At 67.6% G+C, this 22,092-nt stretch carries 24 protein-coding genes; 8 read left to right on the top strand and 16 right to left on the bottom strand.

Features of this window, described 5'->3' with window-relative positions:
* Positions 1–8: 8 nt before the first annotated feature.
* The 3 genes from BOS5A_RS09755 to BOS5A_RS09745 form a co-directional block, all read right to left on the bottom strand.
* Positions 9–2,318: a type IV secretion system DNA-binding domain-containing protein gene (locus BOS5A_RS09755; protein WP_151954947.1), complete on the bottom strand. Its 2,310-nt coding sequence runs from the start codon at positions 2,316–2,318 to the stop codon at positions 9–11.
* The gene (locus BOS5A_RS09750) at positions 2,308–2,598 is read right to left on the bottom strand and encodes a hypothetical protein (protein ID WP_151954946.1); all 291 of its coding nucleotides are present in this window, start codon (positions 2,596–2,598) and stop codon (positions 2,308–2,310) included. The genes BOS5A_RS09755 and BOS5A_RS09750 overlap by 11 nt, the downstream gene beginning before the upstream one ends.
* A gap of 449 nt (positions 2,599–3,047) precedes the next feature.
* A complete protein-coding gene (locus BOS5A_RS09745; RefSeq protein WP_151954945.1) occupies positions 3,048–3,287 on the bottom strand; it encodes a hypothetical protein in 240 nt (79 codons plus the stop codon).
* A 404-nt stretch (positions 3,288–3,691) separates the two neighbouring features.
* Here BOS5A_RS09745 and BOS5A_RS09740 point away from each other — a divergent pair, with 404 nt between their 5' ends.
* Positions 3,692–3,961 (top strand): DUF6437 family protein, encoded by a 270-nt coding sequence (locus BOS5A_RS09740; protein WP_151954944.1) that lies wholly within the window; start codon positions 3,692–3,694, stop codon positions 3,959–3,961.
* A complete protein-coding gene (locus tag BOS5A_RS09735) occupies positions 3,948–4,169 on the top strand; it encodes a hypothetical protein (RefSeq protein WP_151954943.1) in 222 nt (73 codons plus the stop codon). The genes BOS5A_RS09740 and BOS5A_RS09735 overlap by 14 nt, the downstream gene beginning before the upstream one ends.
* A 43-nt stretch (positions 4,170–4,212) precedes the next feature.
* Here the strand turns inward: BOS5A_RS09735 and BOS5A_RS09730 are convergent, their stop codons facing one another.
* A complete protein-coding gene (locus BOS5A_RS09730; protein WP_151954942.1) occupies positions 4,213–4,623 on the bottom strand; it encodes a single-stranded DNA-binding protein in 411 nt (136 codons plus the stop codon).
* A 269-nt stretch (positions 4,624–4,892) separates the two neighbouring features.
* On the bottom strand, positions 4,893–5,345 hold the full coding sequence (locus BOS5A_RS09725; RefSeq protein ID WP_151954941.1) for a thermonuclease family protein: 453 nt from the start codon (positions 5,343–5,345) through the stop codon (positions 4,893–4,895).
* Positions 5,346–5,516: 171 nt separating this feature from the next.
* Between BOS5A_RS09725 and BOS5A_RS09720 the strand changes: the two genes are divergently transcribed.
* Positions 5,517–5,789, top strand: a complete 273-nt coding sequence (locus BOS5A_RS09720; protein ID WP_151954940.1) for an NUDIX hydrolase — start codon at positions 5,517–5,519, stop codon at positions 5,787–5,789.
* Between the two features lie 153 nt (positions 5,790–5,942).
* Here BOS5A_RS09720 and BOS5A_RS09715 read toward each other — a convergent pair whose 3' ends face one another.
* From BOS5A_RS09715 to BOS5A_RS09680, 8 genes are all read right to left on the bottom strand, one after another.
* Entirely contained in the window at positions 5,943–6,911 is a 969-nt protein-coding gene (locus tag BOS5A_RS09715; RefSeq protein ID WP_151954939.1) for a DUF2493 domain-containing protein, read from the bottom strand.
* A gap of 224 nt (positions 6,912–7,135) precedes the next feature.
* The gene (locus BOS5A_RS09710) at positions 7,136–7,780 is read right to left on the bottom strand and encodes a hypothetical protein (protein WP_151954938.1); all 645 of its coding nucleotides are present in this window, start codon (positions 7,778–7,780) and stop codon (positions 7,136–7,138) included.
* Positions 7,781–7,850: 70 nt separating this feature from the next.
* Positions 7,851–8,771 (bottom strand): ArdC family protein, encoded by a 921-nt coding sequence (locus BOS5A_RS09705; RefSeq protein WP_151954937.1) that lies wholly within the window; start codon positions 8,769–8,771, stop codon positions 7,851–7,853.
* Between the two features lie 131 nt (positions 8,772–8,902).
* On the bottom strand, positions 8,903–10,918 hold the full coding sequence (locus BOS5A_RS09700; protein WP_151954936.1) for a ParB/RepB/Spo0J family partition protein: 2,016 nt from the start codon (positions 10,916–10,918) through the stop codon (positions 8,903–8,905).
* An 83-nt stretch (positions 10,919–11,001) separates the two neighbouring features.
* Positions 11,002–11,460: a PIN domain-containing protein gene (locus BOS5A_RS09695; RefSeq protein ID WP_151954935.1), complete on the bottom strand. Its 459-nt coding sequence runs from the start codon at positions 11,458–11,460 to the stop codon at positions 11,002–11,004.
* Positions 11,457–11,690, bottom strand: coding sequence for a type II toxin-antitoxin system Phd/YefM family antitoxin (locus BOS5A_RS09690; protein WP_151954934.1), 234 nt, complete (start codon positions 11,688–11,690; stop codon positions 11,457–11,459). The genes BOS5A_RS09695 and BOS5A_RS09690 overlap by 4 nt, the downstream gene beginning before the upstream one ends.
* Before the next feature lie 67 nt (positions 11,691–11,757).
* On the bottom strand, positions 11,758–15,966 hold the full coding sequence (locus tag BOS5A_RS09685) for a strawberry notch-like NTP hydrolase domain-containing protein (RefSeq protein WP_199857321.1): 4,209 nt from the start codon (positions 15,964–15,966) through the stop codon (positions 11,758–11,760).
* 45 nt (positions 15,967–16,011) lie between these two features.
* The gene (locus tag BOS5A_RS09680) at positions 16,012–16,920 is read right to left on the bottom strand and encodes a DUF7146 domain-containing protein (protein ID WP_234419291.1); all 909 of its coding nucleotides are present in this window, start codon (positions 16,918–16,920) and stop codon (positions 16,012–16,014) included.
* A 126-nt stretch (positions 16,921–17,046) separates the two neighbouring features.
* On the opposite strand from BOS5A_RS09680, the gene BOS5A_RS09675 reads away from it, so the two are divergent.
* Positions 17,047–17,673 carry a lytic transglycosylase domain-containing protein gene (locus tag BOS5A_RS09675; RefSeq protein ID WP_234419290.1) on the top strand — a complete coding sequence of 209 codons (627 nt, stop codon included), beginning with the start codon at positions 17,047–17,049 and terminating at the stop codon, positions 17,671–17,673.
* Between the two features lie 23 nt (positions 17,674–17,696).
* Here BOS5A_RS09675 and BOS5A_RS09670 read toward each other — a convergent pair whose 3' ends face one another.
* Positions 17,697–17,879, bottom strand: coding sequence for a hypothetical protein (locus BOS5A_RS09670; protein WP_151954932.1), 183 nt, complete (start codon positions 17,877–17,879; stop codon positions 17,697–17,699).
* Between the two features lie 71 nt (positions 17,880–17,950).
* Between BOS5A_RS09670 and BOS5A_RS09665 the strand changes: the two genes are divergently transcribed.
* The 4 genes from BOS5A_RS09665 to BOS5A_RS09650 all read left to right on the top strand — a co-directional run bounded on the left by BOS5A_RS09665 (position 17,951) and on the right by BOS5A_RS09650 (position 20,078).
* Positions 17,951–18,604, top strand: coding sequence for a S24 family peptidase (locus tag BOS5A_RS09665; RefSeq protein WP_442800513.1), 654 nt, complete (start codon positions 17,951–17,953; stop codon positions 18,602–18,604).
* 26 nt (positions 18,605–18,630) lie between these two features.
* Complete coding sequence (locus tag BOS5A_RS09660; protein WP_151954931.1) at positions 18,631–19,023, top strand: HIRAN domain-containing protein; 393 nt, start codon at positions 18,631–18,633, stop codon at positions 19,021–19,023.
* Positions 19,016–19,279 (top strand): hypothetical protein, encoded by a 264-nt coding sequence (locus BOS5A_RS09655; protein WP_151954930.1) that lies wholly within the window; start codon positions 19,016–19,018, stop codon positions 19,277–19,279. Before BOS5A_RS09660 ends, BOS5A_RS09655 begins: the two co-directional genes overlap by 8 nt.
* A 175-nt stretch (positions 19,280–19,454) precedes the next feature.
* Entirely contained in the window at positions 19,455–20,078 is a 624-nt protein-coding gene (locus BOS5A_RS09650) for a recombinase family protein (protein ID WP_170172280.1), read from the top strand.
* Positions 20,079–20,337: 259 nt separating this feature from the next.
* On the opposite strand, the gene BOS5A_RS09645 is transcribed toward BOS5A_RS09650, so the two are convergent.
* On the bottom strand, positions 20,338–20,820 hold the full coding sequence (locus tag BOS5A_RS09645) for a c-type cytochrome (protein ID WP_007406258.1): 483 nt from the start codon (positions 20,818–20,820) through the stop codon (positions 20,338–20,340).
* A gap of 14 nt (positions 20,821–20,834) precedes the next feature.
* On the bottom strand, positions 20,835–22,070 hold the full coding sequence (locus BOS5A_RS09640) for a molybdopterin-dependent oxidoreductase (RefSeq protein ID WP_007406293.1): 1,236 nt from the start codon (positions 22,068–22,070) through the stop codon (positions 20,835–20,837).
* Between the last annotated feature and the right edge of the window lie 22 nt (positions 22,071–22,092).

The raw sequence follows: 22,092 nt of genomic DNA, 5'->3' as shown, positions 1-22,092 counted from the left end.
GTCTTCTCTCAGAAATCGAGTTCGGGTTCGTCGCTGGCGTGCGGGTCTGAGGGCGCAATGCCCTCGCGCAGCTCTCGACGGGTGATATTCTCCTGCTGTCGCGGGCGTTCGGTGGCACCTCCCTGACGGCCAGCGTCTGCGCCCGTCCGGGTCACCGGGGCGGCAGGCGCCGTCGCTTGATCAATGGCCTCCGGGGCCCCGTCAGTCGCGCCGGTCGCCTTTGAGAGCAGAAGCCGGGCCGATCCGACGGAGGCGGTCGGCTGCCGAGCGCCTTGTGGTAGGCCTTCGCCATTGTGCCTGTCGCGCGGTGGATCTGCCGGCGCCTTTCCGAAGGCAGGCTCGCGGTCGGCGGCACGCATCTTCGGCTTCGCGTGGCCGTCCGGCAGCCTGCGCGCGCTCGCCGGATCGGCTTTGCGGTCCTGCTGTGAGCGCGGGCCCGGCCCCTGGTCGCTGGCGCCGCTCGTGTCTCCGGTGGGCTCGTTTTGAGCGGCACTGGGGTCCGGTCCGGAGGTGCTCGGAAGCGTCGAAGAGCGGGGAATGAACGGCTCGGCACGGCTCGGATAGGCGACGTAGTCGAGGCGCACTGGTGCCGCCGGAAAGCCGTCGGGGAACTTGAGATAGCCTTGCAGCCTCGGCAGGTTCATCAGCTGGTCGGGCAGCAGAAGCGGTTCGATCTGGCGCCTGGGCGTGAGGCTCACCGCGTCCCGCGCATTATTGTACCCGTAGCTGTAGCCCTCCTCCATCTCGCGATACTGACGGTGGCCGATGAAGTCGGAGCACCAGGTCGCGGACTCGCGGTCGGCGGTGGCGAAGATGAGCTTGGTCCGTGCGAGCGCGGCAAGGGTCATCGCCATGTTGTCGCCGTAGGTTTCCTTCAGCTTGGCATAGGCATGGACCCCCGCGACGATAGCGCCGCCATAGTTGCGCGCGGTCTGGAGTCCTTTTTCGAGCGCGGGCAAGCGATGCAGTGCGCCGAGCTCGTCGAACAGGAACCAGACCTTGAGGTCGGTGGTGCGCGGTCCTGCCATGAGCGTGTTCATGGCGGTGTCCATCCAGACGGTGAGGAGCCTGGAGGCGACCGACATGTCGACATAGCGCGCTGAGACGAAGAGAAAGCTCGCCTCGGCGCAGTTGCCCTCAACCCAGCGGCGGACGGAGAAGGGCACCCCCGTCACCGGCAGCATGCGGAGCGCCTTGGCGTTGGCGTTGAACACCGCTCGGATCGACTCCGCCATGCGCGCGGCCTCGGGTGCGGTGAGCGGATCGGCGACGGTGCCCTGCATCAGCTGGTGCACATGGGCGAGGCTGGCCGTCATCAGCTCGTTCGAGAGCGCCGCATTGGTCGCGCGTCCCTCCGCGGCGAGCTTGAGGCACATTTCAACGAACAGCATGCGCGCCGCGAGTACCCAGAAGGCCTCCGCGCCGCCCCCGTCATGGGGCACGAGTGCTTCCGCGGCGGCGGTGAAACTCGCCTCGTCCGTGCAATCCTCGAAGACCGACCATTGCGGGCAGCGCGCATCAAGCGGGTTGAGGATGACGTCCCGCTCCGGATCGTAGAATGCCTCGATAAAGGCACCGGTCAGGTCGAAGATCACCGCGCGGTGCCCAGCGGCGCGGACCTGGCTCAGCAGGTCACGCAGGCAGACGGTCTTGCCGGTGCCGGTCGTGCCGATGAGCATGGCGTGGCTCTGCTCGAGCCGCCACGGGAACGGGACGCCCGCGAGACGATAGGGTTCGTAGAGCTGTGCGGCGCGGCGCTCCGCCGGAGAGGTGAGGCGCCAGCCGGGCCCGAGCGTCCGCCGATACTCGATCGCGCGCTCGCCGCGATTGTGAGCGTCGATTTCGGCAACCAGGGTCGGAAGATCGGCAAGCGTGGCGCCGCGCTCATGCTTGCTTTCCTTCGAGCGGCGGCCGAACCACGCGGCGATCCAGGCGAAGGCAATCGTTGCGGGAACCGTGATGAGGGAGGCGGTCACGGCGCCGTCGCGCGCCGCGACCAGGCACTTCGACCATGCGGCCGCCATGATCGGATGGCTGGCGGCACGGGCCATCGGCACGAGCAGGGGCGCGCCATCCCGCGCCAGATTGACCGGGCGCCCGGGATCGAATTCGAACCAGGTGTAGCCGGCGACATAAAGGCGCATCCAGCAGAGGTAGCTTTCGGCATTGCTGAGGGTCGCCGACACGCGCCACCAGATGAAGCCTCCGAAGATCGCGATGGCGAAGAGGAGAGGGCCCTTCAGACCGGCGGCGAACATGAAGCCGAAATGCCCGATGAGCTGCGAGCCGCGGGTGAAGTTGACGAGCTTATTGCGCATCGGACGACGCCTCCTCGTCGAGGCGCGTGCGCCATTGCTGGATGACATGGTCGCGCAGCGTCTCGTCGCTGTGTGCTGCCAGCAGCTCGTCCATGGCGATCGCCAGGAACAGGAGCTGGCCGAGCGCCTCGCGCGCGCGATGACGCCCGACGGCGAGCTCGAAGGCGATCAGGTCGCGGACGAGTTTGCCGACATCGAGCTGGCGCTCGGCGGCATGGGCGAACAGCTCGGCACGCATGGTGCCGCTCATCCGCACGGTAATGAATTCATGATACGACATGCACGTCTCCATCACCGGATGGAGCGTGGTCGCGCTTCGCAAGGCTCGGCCGATGTAGCGCGACAGACGGGGTGTAGGAAAACGAATTCGCTCGCCACCTGCGGAGCTGAAATCCAGTCGAATCAGCAGGTTGACCGTCCGCCAAAACGGACCCACGAAATCGAGCGGCGTGTGGGACAGGTTTGCTCCGCCGAAATCAACTACTTAACCTGCGGGCTTGCCGCATAGGGTGTGCCCTCTTTGCCCCATATCGTCGAGGTGCTGCGGTCGGTGATGTTGGTCTGTCGATCGGGCCGTGATCGGTCATCCGGGAGGAGCGCGAACGCGAGGCTGTCCCGTCAATATGCGAGCCGGAGCTCCGCACGAGCAGGCGCTTCTCGCACCTACTTCAGAAGAGATCGATGCTCTGGACGAGCAAAGCGAGAGGCGCCGAAGCCCCTCTCGCCGTCTTACTCCTCGTCGCTGCGTCCGGCGGCCACGGTGTGGACGATCCGGTCGATCAGGTCTGCCATCAGGCTTTCGTAGTCACCTTCGTCGGCGACCCAGTAGCAGCCGTCGTCGGTGCGGATGATGTGCTGGTCGAAGTAGCTGTAGGGCGCCCTGGCGGCGGCCTTGGCGTAGGCGGCGAGATAGGCGTCGTGGTCCGCAGTGGCGGCGGCGGTGGTGTTGATCGGGCTGTAGAAGGTCATCGTCCGTCCTCTCAATGTTCAAGTGAAAGACGGCGTCAGAGGGACAGCGGGGAAGATCGGGGGTCAGGGACCGCTCCGCAGGAGCGGCCGCGCCAGCGGCGATGGGGGTCACGATTTTTCCGGCCGCGCGATGACGCTGGTGGTTAGGACGAACGTCGATCGGCCGGAAAAATGGTGGGGCCCCGTCGTCCTTGAGGCCCGGTCTTCGCCGCTGTCATGCTACCCCATGTCGAGCGAGTAGAAGAGCTCGGCCGGTGCGGGCTCGATGCCCGCGGCGGCCGATTGGATGCGGCACGCTCGAGGAAAGGGACTGACCCGGGCAGCTGAAGAAAGCGCTTTCCTACAGCCACGCCGCTGCGCGAAGAAGGACGTCGGAAGGGGCTTCGACCGACAGGAGACTGGTCGTGGCCAAGAAGAAGCCGAGCGCGCTCGATGCGCTCACCCGACATGACGAAGAAGAACGGCGCCTCGCCAGTCTGCGCGACGCACTGCGCCAGGCCGCCGCACTCGAACTTGGCATCATCGTGCTCGACGCCGGGGGCGGTGCCCTCGGCTCCGAAGGCCTCCGCGTGGCCATCCGCAAGGCGCTCGGCGACGGGTCGCAGGGTCCCTGTGCGGGGCGCAAGACGGCCGGAAAGCCTGGTGTGAAGGGAGGCGACGATGGCCAGCCCTGAGCCGCGGTTCGACGGAGCCGAGGTGGTCGAGTTGCTGGCGATTCTCGCCGATCCTGCGACCAGCTATTGGCTGCGTGACGCGATCGTGTCGTCCTGCGAGCGCGATCCGTTCGATGCGGAACGCGATGCGCTGGCGCTTGCCGCACTGCTGACGCGGCGCCTGGATGCGATCGTCGCTCGGCATTTCGGAACCCGCCCGCAGGCATGAAGAAGGCCCCGGCGGCGACGCCGCCGGGGCTGATCGGGCCCGGTCAGAAGGGCAGGTCGTCGTCGATATCGTTCTGGCCCGAAGGCTCGCCGCCGCCCGCCGGCTTGCCGCGGCTGAGGAACTGGACATCCTCGGCGATGATCTCGCAGCCGTAGCGCTCGACACCCTCCCGGTCGGTCCACTTGCTGTAGTGGATGCGGCCACGCACGGCGACCATCATGCCCTTGGTGGCATATTGCGCGACCGTCTTGCCGAGGCCGTTGAAGCAGGTGATGCGGTGCCACTCGGTTTCCTTGGCGGTGTAGCCGCTCGCATCCTTGAAGGTCTTGCCCTCGCTGTCGCGCTTGGGCCGACTGGTGCCGAGGCTCAGGCTGACGACGCGGGTTTCGCCGCGGGTGGTGCGGGTCTCGGGATCGGTGCCGAGGTTGCCGACGAGAAGAACGGTGTTGGTCATGAGGCTCACTCCTGGAAGGTCGCCGGGACCGTCCCCGTCGACGCAGAACCCGGCCATGGCGGGCTCGAGCGGAGCGCTGCACTGAAGGCCGTGAGGCCGGAGGGGAACCTGACGGGCAAGGCTGGCGCGGGCAGCGCCAAGCGTCAGCGCGGGCGCAACACGGGCCTTGAACGGCGGGTTGCAGGGATCCGCGGCCGCCATAGGGATCAGGCGGCGATGGGGAGGGTTTCGTACGCGCTCAGGAAGACGAGCCGTCCGGCAGCGATGGGTCAGGACGAGCCTGGGGCCGATCGGCAGACCAGCCTGCCATCGTAGCGTGACCACGACAGAGCGTAGCCGCCCCGGACCATCGCGCAGGAAAGGTCACCCGTCGAGCCGGAGCGGCAGAAAGCGCCCGTCCGGGAGCCGCGGGCAGAGCCATTCGAGCGGCAGCTGAGCACCGGACCGCGCACGATAACATGGCCGGTCCGCAGCGTGCCGCGCGCTCCACCCAGCAGGGCGACGAGGTGATCGCGCGCTTCGCGGCCCGAGGCACGGGGACAGGGATGACCTGGTCGGCAGCTGCCGTCGATCTCGCGTGCGGCGATCCCCGCCAGCCGGATGCGGGGTCCCTCCCGGCACCAGATCGGACCATCGCCGTCCCAGACCGCGACCGGGGTGCAGGTGAAACGCTCCCCGGAGGGCACAACCATCGAAGCGGCAGCGAGGAGCAGGAGTGACATGGCAACGTCCTAGCGGTCCCACCCAAGTGTAGGAAAGCGAGTAAGCACAATGTGATGGAGCGTGCCGGCTGAAGGTGATCTAGACGTTGATCGTGACCATCCTTTCGCCTCATCCGTGAGGCTCAGTCGGCCGCCATCCCCTACCGCGTCGAGTCCGGCGGAGATGTGTCGGTGCTGCTCAAGATCTCGCGCACGCGGCGGCGCTGGATTCTGCCGAAGGGCAAGATCGCCCGCGGGTTGGTGGCCTCCCGGTCCGCCGAGCGCGACACCTATGAGGAGGCAGGTGTGACCGGCCGCATCGCGTCAGAGCCGATCGGACTCTACTGTCAACCGGGCGGATCGATGCTCGGATTCGGCGGCACGATCCGGATCGATGCATTTCCGCTCGAGGTCCAGACCGAGCTCGCGGACTGGCAGGAGCGACACGAGCGGCAGCGACGATAGTTCACGCTGCCCCACGCCCGACGCGCGGTCAAAAACGCCGAGCTGCGCCGGGTGCTGGAGGCATTCGGGCGGTGGATCAAGGCGTCGCCTGCAACGCGATGCGGCTAACGCAACGGCTGGAGGAGCGTGGCCGAAGCCACGCTCCCGATTGATTTAGGGGCGCCCTGACGCCTGCGCACGCGCATGCTGCTTGGGATTGGTGCCGAGCGGACCGCGGCGATCGACAACGGAGAGACCGCGCTCCTTGGCCTGGATGACGAGGCGCTCGAGGACGCCGTTGCCGGCAAAGGCGACGACGTAGCGCGGCTTCAAATCGAGCATCTGCTCGTTGCGCTTGAACCCGGCCCGAGCACCCAGCCGCTTGTCGAGGCTGAAGGCGATCTGGGGCACCTTGTGCCGTTCGGCCCAGGATGCCGCGAGGCGGTCAGCACCCTTGCCGTCGCCGCCGTGAACGAGGACCATGTCCCCGACATTGGCCCGCACGCGGTCGAGCGTCTGCCAGATCGCATCGCCATAGGTCTTGGCGTCATCGGTCGAGGCGAAGCTCAGCCGACCACCGGCAAAGACGATCGGCGTCCCCTGCGGCATCGCCGCGCGGCGCTTGCCCTCGGCGCGTGCCTTGAGGAACTCGCGCCCCTGGACGACCGCCGAGGTGGTGAGCGCGTCGTGGCTGAGCCGCGAGCCACTGGCCGGCCGCCACGATGACCCGGTCTCGGCGAGGTAAAGAGCAGCGGCGGTCTCGCGGAGCGCCTCCAGCGCCAGCATCTCGTCCTCCGCGACCTGCGCACGCTCGACCTGCTGTTCGAGTTCGGTGGAGTGGACTTCCGAGCCATCGTTGGTGGCGAGCAGCAGCCGGATCTCGTCGGTCGCGCGATCGATCCGGGTGGATGCCTTGGCGGCGGCGCGGTGGAACAGGTTGACGACGCCCCAGCCGAGTTCCTCGGCCTGATCCTCAAGGACGGTATCGGTGAAGAGCCCGAACAGGTCGGACCAGACCGCCGCCAAGGTCTGGTCGATGGCATCGGGTTGAAGGGGATTGCGGCACGCGGTGCTCGCGTCGGCGCTGATCGAGAGGTGACCGAGTTCCAGCGCGGCGAGCTGGGCGGCAAGGGTCGTGGGCATGAGAGGTCTCCAGGTCTGACGCCGCGCAAGTGCGGCGACGCGCCCTCCCACCCGTCGGCATCAGGGGTGGGCGCCACTCCCCGGCAAGGCTGGCGCGGGCAGCCCGGCGGCGACCACGTCGCCGGGCAACACGGGCCGCAGGCGGGCGGGTTGCGCGCATCCCGCCGGCGGGTAGAGGGCCTCTCGCGCCGCATGCCGGCGTCGCCTGAAACCCTCCGCCACCCTCACGCGACCAGCCGGGGCTGGATCTCCGCGGCTAGGAAGAGGCCCAGCTCGTGCGCGATCCGCCGGGCAAAAGCCGAGGTGTCGAGCAAGGCGGGCATGCGGGCCCAGTGGTTGCGCTCGCCGCTATAATCCGAACGCCCGCGGCACCGCCGGAACAGGATCTCGCCACCGCCAAAGCCGCCGATCGAGACCTGGACGTAGAGTTCCTCGGCATGGAGGATGACCTCGCCGGAGACCGCAGGCCCACCCTCGCATACGCGGATGTCGAAGCTCTTCGCCGGCAGCTGCAGGTCTCCCGCGAGCCGTCTCAGCGCACGCCGGGCCTCGGTGTGGAAGGTGCGCTTGGCATCGGCGTCGTAGGAGGCGCCGCGGGCTGCGAGCAGGACCAGGAGGGGCGTGCGCGCAATCTCGGCGAGCGCCTCGCCGCAGAGCGATCGGAGTCCGGAGCGGTCGGGCATCTTCATCGTGGCCACGCTCCCGAGATGCTGTGCCAGCAGCACCACGGCAGGGTCAGCCTCGAACGGCTTGCCTGCGTTGCGGCAGTCCTTGGCAGCTGCCTGGAGGGCGTGAAGGCACGCGGCGATAGTGTCGAGGCCGCTCGGATCGAGCGCCTGTGAGAAGCGGTAGCCGACGTCATAGGTCATGGGGATTTCTCCGGTCGAACGCCGCCGTGGCGCCGCAATGGGCGCATCGATGGCAGCATGCTGGGTGGGATCAGGCAGCGAGCAGCGTGGGCGCTTGCACTCGCCCAGGTGCCTGGAAGGCGAGCAGGAAGGCGCTGGCCTCCTCGGCCTTGGCGGCGGCGGTCAGGATAGCGCGGCTGTCGGTCTTGAGCACCTTGAGCCAGGAGGCGAGGTAGCTCGCATGATCGTCGAGATGATCGACCGGGAGCCCGAGCTCGGCGCCGATCATCGCCGCGGTGAGTTCGGCGACGAGCTCTTCCATCGCATAGGCGTCGCTGCCGAAGCGGTTGCCGAGCGCGCGATCGAGCCGGCTGGCGTGCCCGGTCCAGTGGGCCAACTCGTGTGCGAGCGTCGCCCGATAATGGTCACGACTGCGGAACGCCGCGATCTCAGGCATGGTGATCTCGTCGCTCGACGGTATGTAATAGGCCTCGCCGCCACCGTGGCGAAGCCGCGCCGGCACGCCGGCGAACCAAGCGTCGAGCGCGTGGTCGCGGGCATCGGGCGCGGGCAGGGGCATCGTCACGGGCGTGAACCGTTCGGGAAGCCCATCGATCTGGTCGACGTTGAAGACGGTGAAGCTCTTGAGCACGCGACGCGCTTCATCCTCGCGCTCGCCCGTGCCCGGGTTCTCGACCTCCTTGGTGTAGCTTTTGTAGAAGATCGCGAGCGTGCCGAGCTCGCCCTTGCGGACCTGACCGCCGAGCAGCTGCGCCTGATGGTAGGTCATCCACGTGGGGGAAGCGAAGCCGCGCGCCTGTGCCGCCATCCACAACCAGATGACATTGGCGCCGCGGTAGGGCGTGCCGCAGACGCGCAAGGGCCGGGAAACAGGACCACCGGTCCACGGCTGCCGCCACGGGCGGACGCCCGCCTCGAGGCGTTCGATGATGGCTCGGGTGATCGTCTCGGCGGGGTTGGCCGGGACCTTGTCTGATCGATACTGGCGCATGGCGCGTCTCCCTCTGACGAGCCGGGATCGGCTCGCCCCGGCGCCAGCCGCCTTTCCTCTTTCGAAGGCGCACAGGAGAAAGGGGCGACCTCGCCGACGAGATCGCCCCGGACGTTCTACAGGTGAGAGGTTCAGGCGGCGGCGCGCGGCGCTGCGGGATCTCCGATGTCGCCTGGCTCCTCGATGCCTTCAGCATCGACGAGCTCGGGATCCGTCGCGGCGCCGGTCGCCGCGTCGGGATCACCGGTGGGCGAGGCGAAGCGCATTGCTGCGGGAAGCCAAGCGCGCGCGACCTCCTTCGTTCCGACCTCACCGATGAAATCGCCTGCGCAGATGCGCTCGCACGTGCCGGCGAGGTCAGCCTTCTTGGCGGCGCCGTAGCGTGCGGCGAGCGCCGGTCCTTCGATCTGATCGAGTGCCTCGAACATCACCGGCTTGGTGACCTTGTCGAAGAAGTTGGTGGCGGTGGGACGCCACCAGGCCGCGACGTCGACCTCGAGCAGGTGCCCGAGATGATCGTGGAACCGGCACGCACTCGCGCCCGTCCCGCCGATGCTGGCCTCGAGCGATGCTGCGACCGCGTGCCCCAGCCACGCCGCCCGCTGCTCCGGGTCGACCGCGCGGAAAGCGTCGAACCGCGCCTCGACCTGGTCATGCCCGGCCCAGCTGCGATCGAGCTGCTCCTCGGCTTCGGCCCGCGCGATCGTCGCGGCCGCCCCAGGCGTGCGGAATCCGATCACCGGTTCTTGGGGCGGACGAGCGCTCAGCGTCGAGCCGTAGCGGTCCGTCCGGTGACCCGACAGGCGATCGACCATAAGGAAGATGGCGAGATCGAGCGCGAAGTCCGGATCGGCCGCGACATAAACGGCCAGAATATCGCGCCGCTGGATCGCGAGTTCATCGGTCAGTCGCTGGGAGAGGCCGATGATGCGCGGTGAAGGTGTGTCGACGCCATCAGCCGGCGCCTCGCCGTCCTCGCTGTCGCTGGGAACAGGACGATCGGCGTACAGGGTCTGGTGCAGCTTCGGCTTGCCATCGGGACCGAGCACCAGAAACGCGCCGACGGTCGGACGAAGGTCGTCGCCCAGCACCGGCGGCTTGTCGGTGATCGCCTCGATAGCCTTGTCGAGCGCTTCGAGCCGGGCTTCGGCGGCGGCGCGATCCTCCTCGCTGCTGGCCTCATCCTCCAGCATACCGACCTGGTCCGCCGCCTGCGCTTCCAGCTCGGCGACCTGGCGCTGCTCGTCATCGCTGAGCTCAGCTGCTTCGAGTTCAACGCGCGTCATACCCTCGGTCTGCTGCCAGTCGACGTAGCGGTCGAGCGTCGGGCGCACCCAGGCGAAGCCGGTTTTGGCCGCCAGCGCTGCAGCGGCCTCCTCCATCTTCTCGTTGGCGAGCCGCTCGAGAATGGCGATGTCGAGCCATCGGGTCGAGGCATCGTCGGCGAACAGGTCACGGTCGATCCGGCCACCCGCCGCGAGATAAGCATCCTCGCCGACGAGTCGCGCGCGTGGATCGCTCGCCGACACGGTGGCCTGCGTCATCATGCGCCGCACACTGTCGGGATGCGCGCCGCCATAGCCGCGGCTCATCTGGTCGAAGACATGGGCCTGACGCTCGCGGTCGGGCGTCGAGGCATAAGCCTTGGCGACATCGAGCGTGATCTCGCCATCGGCAAGCGCCTGGAAGACGACGGGAGCGAGGCTGGCGAGGCGCAGCCGGCCTTCGACAAAGCGGACGGTGACGCCGAAGCGACGCGCGATCCCTTCGACGTCGGAGCCCTGCTCGATGAAGTGCTGGAAGGCGAGGCATTCGTCGGCGGGATTGAGGGCGAGCTTCTGGAAGTTCTCGGCGAGGCTCGCTTCCGAGACGGCACTGCCGAGGTCGTCGAGCACGAGGCAGGGCACCGCGACGTCGACCGCGAGCGTGCCCGCCTCGGCCAGCGCCTTGAGCGCCGCGTGGCGGCGGCCGCCCGCTTCGACCGCGAAGGTGCCGCGCGGCTTCTTGTTGGCGGTGACGATCAGATTCTGCAGCAGGCCGCGCGCTTCGATGTCGGCGCGCAGCTGGGCGTCCGCCGCCTCGTCGCTCCGTCGCCGGACGTTGCGCGTTGACGGGACGAGCTTGTTGAGCGGGATGGTCTGGATCATGGGACAGGCTCCATGAGCCCTGGCGCCCGATTGCGCCCGAGGCTTACCCGCCCGGCGCCCGCCTTTCCTCTCTCGTCAGGCGCTCAGGCGAACAGCCGCGTCAACCGATCGTCGGACGTTGCCGCGAGCGGATCTAGAACCGTGACGCCCCGCCAGGTGAAGCCGCTGCTCATGTCCTCGGACAGGAGGAGCGTGCAGCCCGCCTCGGCCGCGGCATTGAGGATCAGCGCGTCCCAGAACTGAAGCTGGTGCGCCGCGACCAGATCCAGTGCCGAGTAGAGCGCAGACGCGCCGCTGTCGGCGGTGCCGAAGGCTTCGGTCATGCGCAGCACCGTCGCACGCGCGTCGCTGCGGCTGGCGCTAGCCCGCGTCAGTACGACGAACAGCTCGCCCATCACCTGGACCGGAACGACCAGCGAGGCGCGTCCGCGCAGGCGCTTCAACAGCGTGCGGCTTGCGTCGATCTTGGCGGCATCATCGGCGTGGCGATCGACGCCGGCGACATAAGCGAGGATGTTGGTGTCGAGCGCGACGCGGGTCACTCGTAGAGGTCCGCGCGGCTCCAGCCAGTGAGAGATCGCCGCGGCAGCGTCTCGACATGCGCGAGCAGAGCGTCGATCGCAGGCGCCTGCCGATCGAGGTCGTCGACCGGGACCATCTTGGCGACGGGCCGTCCGCGCGAGGTCACGACGAAGGTCTCGCCGTCCTGCACCTCGCGCAGCAGTTCGGAAAAGCGCTGGTTGGCATCGCTGGCGGTGATCGCGCGTTCCATGTCGAAGCCTTTCTAGTGGCAACACCTAAATAGGTGGTAAGATGGCGCGTGTCGAGCATGGCGGCGATTAGGTGGCGAGCGACGACAGGATGGCGTTTGCACGATCGAGCGGGACGAAGAGCCGGGTCTGATAACGGATGATCTCGGTGAAGCAGCCAAGCGCCTTGTATTCGGGCAGACGTTCCGGCTCGAACCCGGCGAGTTCGAGCCGCCGTTCGCCGCCCACGAGCGCACGCTTGAGCGTCAGGCGGGCAAGGCCGGGCAACTGACAGGGACGGCCCGTGTCGAGCACGGCACTCGCGATGAGCTTGGGATCGAGCGCGCCATCGAGATCAAGCCCGAGACGTTTGCCAAGCTCAGGCAACGCGAGTGCCGGGACCTCGCGGCCGAGAAGCGACTGGCCGGCCTGGTCGACGATGCGGAGGACCTGGACCTGATCGTCCGGCAGGACGTTCCAGATCGGCAGCAGGAGTCCGGTCGCGAGATAGAGTGTCTCGGTCGAAGTCGAGGCGAGCGCCTCGTCCATTTCCTCCTGCCAGGCACGCTCGAACGCTTGCGGATCGGCCTCGGTCCAGCTCGTCTCGCCGAAGCGATCGGCGGCGACATGCTCGCGCTTCATGGGCCTGACGAGCTCGTATCGCCGCTGCAGCTGTCCATCCTCGGTGAGCAGGCTGCGCCCGTCGCGGCGCACCGCCGCGCGCCCGGAGCGGGCGTTGACGAGCAGGCGACCGTTGCCGCCTTGAGCCAAACGTCGTGCGGACGCCAGCGTGAGCGGGCGCGGCCGGCGTGTCAGCGCCAGCTCCAGCAGGTGGGTCTCGGCGCCGCTCGACAGATCGGTGCGCAGCAGCGTGTCACAGACGATCCGGATGTCCTCGACCGGCAGCGTTTCGACGCCGAGGTCGAGCGTGCCGGCTTCGCGAGCCGCATCGACCCGGGCCTCGACCAGTCCGAGATACTCGTCGAAGATGGCGTTCTGCAGCTCGATCGGGAACGCCAGGAGCCGGTTGAGCCAGCGCTGGATGGGCGGCAGGTCCTCGCGCAGGCCGCCGCCTTCTGCCTCGAGGCTCAGGCCAGATCGCTCCTGAAAGTCGGCCACCGTGATCGACGCGAGCTTGCCGGCGAAGAGCAGGCGGTACCAGGCGAGCAGCGCGTCCTTGGCGTAGCTGCTCTCGAGGTTGTCAGCGGGGTTGAAGAGGTTCTGCCCGCCGGTCTGGCGCTGCCCGCGCGTCAGGGCGCCCAGCGTGTCGAGCCGCCGGGCAATAGTCGAGATGAAGCGTCGCTCGCCGCGCACATCGGTGGTCACCGGTCGGAACAGCGGCGCCGATGCCTGTGCGCTTCGGTGCGTACGGCCGAGACCCTGGATCGCGGCGTCGGCGCGCCAGCCTGGCTCGATGAGATAGTGGATGCGGCGCGCCTGGTTCTTCGCGTGCACGCAGGCATGATAGCTGCGGCCGGTCCCGCCGGCGTCGCTAAAGACGAGCAGCTTCTTGGCGCCGTCCATGAATGCCTGCGCCTCGGTGAGATTCGCCCGCTGGCTGCGGCGCTCGATGCGCTGCGCGCCGTCCGAGCCGACCACCAGCCGGCGGGTGCGTCCCGTAACTTCGGCAACCGCGTCGACCCCGAAGCGCTCAATCATGGCGTCGAGAGCGGTCGCGATCGGCGGCAGGGCGCAAAGCTGCTCTACCAGAGCGTCCCGCGCGGCCTCGGCCTCGCGGCAATGAACTGGGTTGCCGTGCTCGTCGCACATCGGTTCGGAGCGGGTATTGCCGTCCGGATCGGTGAAGACGCGCATCTGCCGGGTCGGGAAAGCGCCGAGCAGATAGTCAATGACGTACTCGCGCGGCGACAGGTCGATCTCGAGGCTTTCCCGCTCTTCGGGAGTGAGTTCGGCGAGCCGGCGGCCGAGCATCGCTTCGGCGGTCGAGACAAGCTGGACGACGACCGCGTTGCCGCGGCCGAGATCCTGCTCAATCGCGGGAAGCAGGCTCGGCAGCTTCGCCGACAGCAGCAGTTGCGCGAAGAAGCGCTGCTTGACGCTCTCGAACCTCGACAGCGCCGCGGATTTCGCGTTCGCGTTAAGCGTGGAGCCGGTGACACTGTCGACGACGCGGGTCGATTCGAGTGCGGCGGTCAGGTTGCGATGAATGATCGCCCAGGCGTCGGCATAGGCGTCGTAGGTCGCGATCTGCTCGGGCGTGAGCTGATGTTCGAGCAGATCATATTCGACGCCGGCGAAAGACAGCGCGCGGGAGGTGTAGAGACCGAGCGCCTTGAGGTCGCGCGCGACGAGTTCCATTGCCGCGATGCCGCCTTGGCGAACACCCGACACGAAGGCTTCTCGATCAGCGAAGGCGGTTCCTGGCCCCCAGAGCCCAAGCCGTGTCGCATAGCTCAAATTGGCGACGTCCGAGGCGCCGGTCGCCGAGACGTACAGGACGCGGGCGCGCGGCAGGAGGTTCTGGAGGCGTAGTCCGGCGATGCCCTGCTCCGAACCCTTGATGCGACCGCGCGAGCCTTCACCGCCCGCAGCATTGGCGAGTGCGTGCGCTTCGTCGAAGGCGATTACGCCGTCGAAGCCAACACCTGCCCAATCGAGGATCTGTCGAAGTCGCGTCGCGTCCTCGCGACCCGACCGCAGCGTCGGGTAGGTCACGAACAGGACGCCCGCGTCGAGCGTGATCGCAGCGCCGAGCTTCCAGGCCGAGAGCGGCTGGACGTCGAGCGCCACGCCGCCGACCGCCGTCCAGTCGCGGCGAGCATCTTCGAGCAGCGCCTCGTTCTTGCTGAACCAGATATGCCGGCGACGCCCGCGGAGCCACTGATCAAGGATGATGCCGGCGACCTGGCGCCCTTTGCCGGCGCCTGTCCCGTCGCCAAGGTAGAAGCCTTGGGTGTAGGCGCAGCCCTGCTCGGCGGGTTCGAGTGCTCCGCCCTCGTCCTTGGCCGCGAAGAGCCCAGGCAGATCGCGCTCGAATGCGGCACCGGCATAGACGAGGGTCTCGAGCTGAGCGGCGGAGAGGATGCCATCGGCAACGGTCCGGGCGGGGAGCAGCGGCACATGATGAGCTCTGGGCGCCGCGATCGAACCCATCGCCAGGGACTCGACGAGTGGGGTAGGGTGTTCTGCGGCGCCGGGCAGCTGCAGGCGGCTCGCGCGCCATGGCAGATAGATGCCGGCAGGATCGCCCGCAGGCGCGGGCTCATCCAGCACCACCACGTTCACCGGCTCGGGCGCGCTCCGATCGGCGTGTTTGGGTGCCGGGGCGAGTGTCGCCGGTCGTTGCCCTGTTGCCCTGCTGAACAGCGACAGCCGAGTTGAAGCGGTAAGCGCCGGCCGCACCGATGTCGTGGTGGAGGCATCGGGCAGGGGCAGCGCCTGCACGCGGCGCAAGAGGTCGGGCAGGTCGAGGACCTCGCAAGGGTCGGCAGGGACAGGTCCCGTCAGCCGATCGCAGACGATCAGCCGCACGGCGATGCCGGTCCCGTGCCTGGCATAGATGCCGCGTGGCAGCAGCGCATCTAGCCGGATGGTGAGGTCGGAGGAGAGGCGGCCGACATCGAAGCGGGGTGGCAGCAGCGCGACGACCCGGCCGCCGGGTCGCAGCCGCCGGATTGCGGCGCGCACGTGGCGTTCGGCGGCGTGGGGGTCCTCGCCGCGACCAGTCGAGCGCGCGAACGGCGGGTTCATCAGAACCCTGTCGGCGATCAGCGTTGGTGGCAGCAGGTCGTCGATCAGCTCGGCATCATGGCCGGTGAGTGCGCCAGCCGGGAATGCCTCTGCGAGGCAGGCCTGGCGGTCGACATCGATCTCGTTGAGCAGCAGCCTCGCGGTCGGCGGCGACGCCCAGACAAGCATACCCGTGCCGGCGGAAGGTTCAAGCACCGTCGTGCCCGGTCGCACCGCCGCGGCCTGCGCCATGATCCAGGCGAGCGGGGCAGGGGTCGAGAACTGCTGCAGCGCGAGCTGGTCATCGGTGCGGACGCTCTGCACCGGTAGATTGACCGATATTTCCTGAATGCGGGCCAGGGCCGCGTTGTCGTCATCGGGGAGCGCCTGCGATCTGAAATACAGCACCTGCGCGAGCTCGAGCGCGTCATAGGCATGGCGCATCGACCAGCCCGAAGCTGCCTGAGACCGCCCCGTCGCGTCGCTGAACAGGGAGCGCAGCAGGCGAGCATCGATCGCCTCCCCAGTTTCCAGGAAGGCGAGCAAGCGCCGGGCGACGTGGACGACGGGATGCGGGTTGAGGGCGTGGTGTTGGACGGCAGCGTGCATGACGGGATCTCCGCCCCGGCCGGCTCGATCGCCGTCACCCGGGCATCAGACCTGCCGCCCGTCTTTCCTCTCGGCCTCGGCGCTGGCCTGGCGTTCCCGCCGAAGGACGTCGTTCCAGTCCTCGCCCAAATCTGCGGGCATGCGGGAAGTGATGCGGACGGTCGGAAAGGCCTCGCGAGCGAGCCGTTCCGCGCGGCGGCCACCTTCGTCATGATCAAGGAAGAGGGTTAGTTGCTCAACACAGGAAGGCAGCGCGACGCGGCGGAAGCGCTCGGTCCCGAGCGTCGCCCAGACCGGCACGCCGGACAGCGCTTGCGCTGACAATGCGGTCTCGATGCCCTCGGCCAGACCAAGCGCTCGTGCCGCCGGCGCAAGGCGAACGAGCCCGCTGCCGAGCCGTCCGAGCGCAGCCTTGGCAGGTTGCCGATCAGACAGCCGCCCGTCGTCGGTGAGAAAGGCACGGTGGACGGCCACCAGACCCGTCTCGTCGCGGACCGGCGCGATCAGAGCAGGCACGAAGCGTGTAAGCGGCGCGCGACCCTGCGGCGTACGCGGGTGGAACCGCAGGGCAGAGTTCGCCGCCAAGCCGCGGCGCCAAAGGTAATGCGCAGCGGGCGTGCCCACAATCGGTCGTGCCTCCGACCAGAGACGCGCTGCCAGCGCCGAGCCTCGCTCCCTGGCGTCGGGTCGCTCGCGATCGGTCCAGCCGGTTGTGGTCGGCAGGTTGAGGCCGCGAAGGGCGCTGAGCACGTCCTCCGTCCGGCAGCCGGCGAAGCAGTGGAAGAGCAGCCGGCGGCGACCTGGCCGAATGCTGAGCGAAGGGCTGCGGTCGGCATGAGCGGGACAGCGGCACAGGCCGCCACGTGGCGTCCAGTGGCCGCCGAGCGCTTCGACAATGGCTTGGCCATTGGATGACGCGCTGTCGAACCGGTGATCGTGCAAGGTCATGGGCATCTCGCATCCTGATTGCGTGCCCCGCATCGCTGCCTGTCCTCTCCGGCCGCGGCGCTTTCCTACACGAGTGTGTTCGCACTATGTTCCGATTCGAGGAAGAGGGTAATTGCATGTTGCGAGACGATGATGATCCGATCCCTTCTCCTGGCGGCGACCGTGGCGGTTGCCAGCCAGTCCTGTCCGGCTGTGGCGCAAACCCATGACGAGGCACTGATCTCCGCGAGTTTCAGTCTCGTCGAGCATCGGATCGGCACCTCGGCACCCGCTTCGGTTCTTCCAGAGCAATCCGGCCTCGCTCCGCCTAGTGGCGAGCCGCGAAGCGTGCCCCAGCCGATGCTTTCCCGAGGAGGCTTTGCACGCCCGGCTGGTCGTGAGAAATTTCTGACGTTCGTTCGGGCGGCGGAGCTTCGGCACGCGCTGCCTGAAGGGCTGCTCGACGCGCTAGTGGCGGTGGAGTCTGCCTATCGCCCGGACATCGTCAGTCGGGCAGGTGCGATGGGCCTCGCGCAGCTGATGCCGGCGACGGCGCACGCGCTTGGCGTCTTCGACCCGTTCGATCCGCGCGCCAATGTCGACGGTGGCGCCCGCTTCCTCCGGGCCATGCTTGATCGCTTCGGATCGGTCGCGCTCGCGCTTGCAGCCTATAATGCAGGCCCGGGGGCCGTGGTCCGTGCCGGCGGCATTCCTGGAAATGCGGAGACACCCGGCTACGTCCGGAAAGTCTTGGCGATGTGGCGCATGGGGGCCCGCTGATGGACTGCGCTCAGCGGCAGCGATCAGGCCCCATGCTCGACCAGGTACGCAGCGACGCGGGCATGGACGAGGCGACGCGGTCGGCGACCGGCGCGCAGATCGAACACGAAGCGGGGATCATGCACCACGATGCGTCCAAATCGGGTCGCGCTGATGCCGACCCGGATCAGGAACGCCTCGACGCGGGGCAGGAGATCTCCGTCCATCGATACCGACTCGCTTTACTGTGTTCTCCATATGTTCTATACCTCGCGCCAGGAGCGATAGGAAATACCCTATGATGGTCCCGACGATCGAACATCCGCGTGAGGCGCTCCAGCGTCTGATCGAGGAGAACAAGGAAGAGTATGCGGCACTATCGCGGTTGATCGGCCGCAATCCCGCGTACATTCAGCAGTTCATCAAGCGCGGCACGCCCAAGCGCCTCGCCGAGGAGGATCGGCGCAGGCTAGCTGCGTATTTCGGCGTCAAGGAGACGCTGCTCGGCGGCGCCGAGGAGTGGGAGAAGCCGACGCTCCAGCAGGTGCCGGTGCTCGACGTCTATGCCTCGGCCGGGTTTGGGGCCGCCGATTTCGGCGAGGCGCGACGGACGTCGATCGGGTTCGACCCGCGCTGGCTACGTGCGCGGACCAAGGGGTCGGCCGATGGGCTGTCGATCATCCAGGTCAAGGGCGACTCCATGGCGCCGACGCTCGCCGACGGCGATGACGTTCTCGTCGATCGCAAGGATGGAGTAGGGCGCCTGCGCGACGGCATCTATGTTCTGCGGCTCGATGACAGCCTGATGGTCAAGCGCCTCGCCCGCCAGCCGTCCGGCAGGGGCATATCGATTAGAAGCGACAACCCGGATTACCCCAGCTGGCAGAATATCGAGCTCAGCCGGATCGATATCGTCGGGCGGGTGCTGTGGTTCGGCCGGACGCTGAGCTGAACGATGCGAGCGTGCGAAGCCAAGCCATGAAGCAGATGAGCTTGCACGTGGTCGGCGCAAACCACCCCAACGCTGACGGTGGCAACCGGCGCTTCGAGATCCTGCTCTGTGTTCCCGGCGAGGCCGTCGACCTTGTTCCTGAGCCCAAGAACCCCGCTGATCCGAATGCACTAGCAGTGTTCAGCTGCCGCGGAGTCCAGATCGGCTATTTGACCGCTGACAGGGCGCCGTGGATCGGCGGGATGCTACGTAACGGGCGACCAGTCACAGCAATCTTCCTGACGGCCACGCCCGCCGGCGCTGCAATCCGCGTGGCCTTCGATAATGACGAGCCCGTTCTGCCCCCGGCTGCACCGCCTCCGCCTCCGCAGCCGACAGACGTCGAGTTTTGGCCAGACGAGATCTATCCTGATGACTGACCGCGACCATCACACTCCCCTGCGCAAGTCCGAGATCCTGCCGGAAGGGTCAGCCGTTTCGCCCGAGCTGCCCATCCTGGATGAGGCATGGGCAATCGCGGTCGATCTGCGCGCCGATCTTGGGATCGCTGAGGCGGTCGCGTGGGCTGGCGCCTACCTGAATGAAGTCCGGCAACGGAAGAGTGCCTCTGCTGTGGCGCGTTGGGCGGTGGTGATCAGCGCGTTGGAGGAGCTGCAGCTGGCGAGCGTGCATTAGTTCGGCCTTGAGCCGCGGGGCGGCTCCTAAAGGTCGGCGTGTATGGCTAGGCGCGACAGAGTCGGAGACGTGGGTTTTGAGCCGTCCAGTAAGGCGGTGGCTAACTCAGGTATACCCAACAACGCCAAGTAGGAGTGATGAGCAGGTGGCAGGCAGCGAGGTTAGGGCGGCGCGGGTGTATTTGCGGGTAAGCACGGACGAGCAGGACCTGACGCGGCAGGAGAGCATTGTGGCTGGTGCGCGGGCGGCCGGCTTTTATGTCGCGGCCGTATACCGGGAGAAGGCGTCGGGCGCGCGACCGGACCGGCCGGAGCTGCTGCGCATGGTGGCGGACCTGCAGCCGGGCGAGGTGGTGGTGGCCGAGAAGATCGACCGCATCAGCCGCCTGCCTCTGCAGGAAGCGGAACTGCTGGTGGATGCTATCCGGGGCAGGGGGGCTCGGCTGGCGGTGCCGGGCATTGTGGACCTGTCGGACTTGGTAGCTGATAGCGCAGGCGTGGCGCGCATCGTGCTGGAGGCGGTGCAGGACATGCTGCTGCGGGTCGCGCTGCAGACGGCGCGGGATGACTACGAGACCCGGCGCGAGCGGCAACGCGAGGGCATCGAGATTGCCAAGCGGGCGGGGCGGTACACCGGCCGCAAGCCGGACCTCGCCCACCACCGGCGCATCGTAGGTCTGCGCGAGGCGGGCATGAGCATCGCGAAGACCGCGGAGCTCGCCGGGTGCAGCATCGCCCACGTCAAGCGCGTGACCGCGCTCCACCGCTCAAGGGCCGCTCAGCCGCAGAAGACTAGTTGAGTACCGTACATGTTTTACCTGCGGGTCGTGGCAGACCGAACCCCACCGCGGATTGGTCTCCGCGTGGAGCAGCAGAGCGGCATCCTGGGTATCACCGCAGGATAATCGCGCATAGTCGCTTCCAAACTGCCATTCTGACACGGGGTTCCGACACCTGTAGACCCGCGGAAAAGCTGGGGTGCTACGCAGGTGTCACAACCGGACGGCTCCGACACCGTCCCGATTGGGATGGTATTTCGGGATTATGGAAGTAGATCGGTTAGCCGGTTCCACCTGAGACATCAGGAGCCACTTTGGGGTCCGGGTCCTGCGCCTTGCCGGTCGCGGGTGCCACCTTCTGGCTCGGCATAGCGGTGAGATAAGCAACGATCGCATCGACGTCCTTCTCGGCCACTGGCGCCTTATACACCTCACGCATCTTGGTGACGGTCGCCTTCCACTGATCCGCCGATAGCGCAGGCTGGGTCAGCGCCATGCTGGCTGAGTGGCACGAGGTGCAATTGGCATTGATGACGTCGGCGTGCGGACCGTCGGGGTAGGTCGCGTCGTCGGCCGGCAGGTCGACGCTGGTCGAGGCAAGCGAGAAGCCGCGCGCTGACACGCTGGCGGCCGGTGCCGGCTCAGACATCTCGGAGATCGGAACGGGCGCCTTGCGGCTGCTCGGCGCGCCGATCGAGACGAGGATGATGCCGGTCAGGCCGATCAGGCCAGCAGCCATCATGCCGGGAGACGGAGTCTTCATGATTTGCTCGCTCCTCAGGCCGCGATGATGGTGGTGGTTTCAATGTTGCCGCGCATGAACCCGCCGGGATTCCAGATCGGCTTCATCGGCTGAGCGACACCGTTGGTGTTCCAGCAGCGCACCATGATGGGGTTAGGCCCGCGTCTCAGCGGCACCCGCCCGTCCCAGCGCCGGAAGCTGTACCTGCCCTCGTCCGCTCCGAGCGTCGTCCTGTACCAGGTGCGGCCACCGTCCGACGACACATCGACCTTGGCGACGCCGCAATCGCCGCCCATTGCGATGCCGCCGACCGGGATCGACGCTTCATAGGCGATCGCCTGACCATCGGGCAGGCTGGTCATCCAGCTACGCGGGATCATGCGATTGATCGGTACGGTCGGGAAGTCCTTGGCACCGGGCGCGACATTCGCGCCGGGTGTCGCGGGGATCTTGTAGGCCTTGGCCATCCAATACTGGTCGTCAGGGCCGGGCAGTACCTCGATCGCGTTCAGCATCTTGACCCAATAGGTCGAGTACCAGCCCGGCACGATCAGCCGGCAGGGAAAGCCGTTGAGGAGCGGCAGTTGCTCGCCGTTCATGCCGAAGGCGATCATGACCTCGCCGTCGCGGGCATGGTCGATGTCGAGTGCCTTCTCGAAGTCAGGAGCGCCCGCCACGACCGGCTGATCGAGAGCGCCGAAGCGCACCTGCACCGCGCCTGCCTTGACCCCGGCGAGGTCGAGCACGTCGCGCAGGCGAACGCCGAGCCACTTGGCGTTGCCCATCGCGCCATTGCCCCATTGCGCGCCGGCGACGCGCGGCTGGAACAGCCCGCGGCTGTTGCCCGAGCACTGGTTCACCGCCGCCATCTCGACCCGTGGAAGGCGCAGCAGCTGAGCGAGGCTGATCGACAGCGGCCGATTGACGTGGCCGAAGACGTTGAGGCGGAAACTTTCGACGTCGATCGAGGTCGGTATGTCGGCCCAGTGCCAGCGGACGAAGAACTGGTCGTTGGGCGTGAACACCGACTTGTCGAAGACCTCCATCGGCGTCTCCAGCAAGGGTGGATGGACGCGCTGGAGGATCATGCTGCCCTTGCCGGGAAAGGCGCTGGTCATCGGCCGCTCGGCATTGCCGCCGGGCAGCTTCAGGTCGACGAGCTGCTGCGCCAGTGCCGGCGCGGCGGCAAGGCCGGCGGTGCCGAGCGCGGCATGGCTGAGGAAGCGGCGACGGCTGGTCTCACTCGCCAGCCCGGCGTCGAAATTGTCCATGACAAGGCTCTCCTGTGGCCAG

The sequence above is a fragment of the Sphingomonas sp. EC-HK361 genome (assembly GCF_902498785.1).
Classification (GTDB): Bacteria; Pseudomonadota; Alphaproteobacteria; order Sphingomonadales; family Sphingomonadaceae; genus Sphingomonas.
The sequence above is the reverse complement of the archived record's forward strand: the minus strand, read 5'-3'. Positions and strand labels throughout refer to the sequence as shown.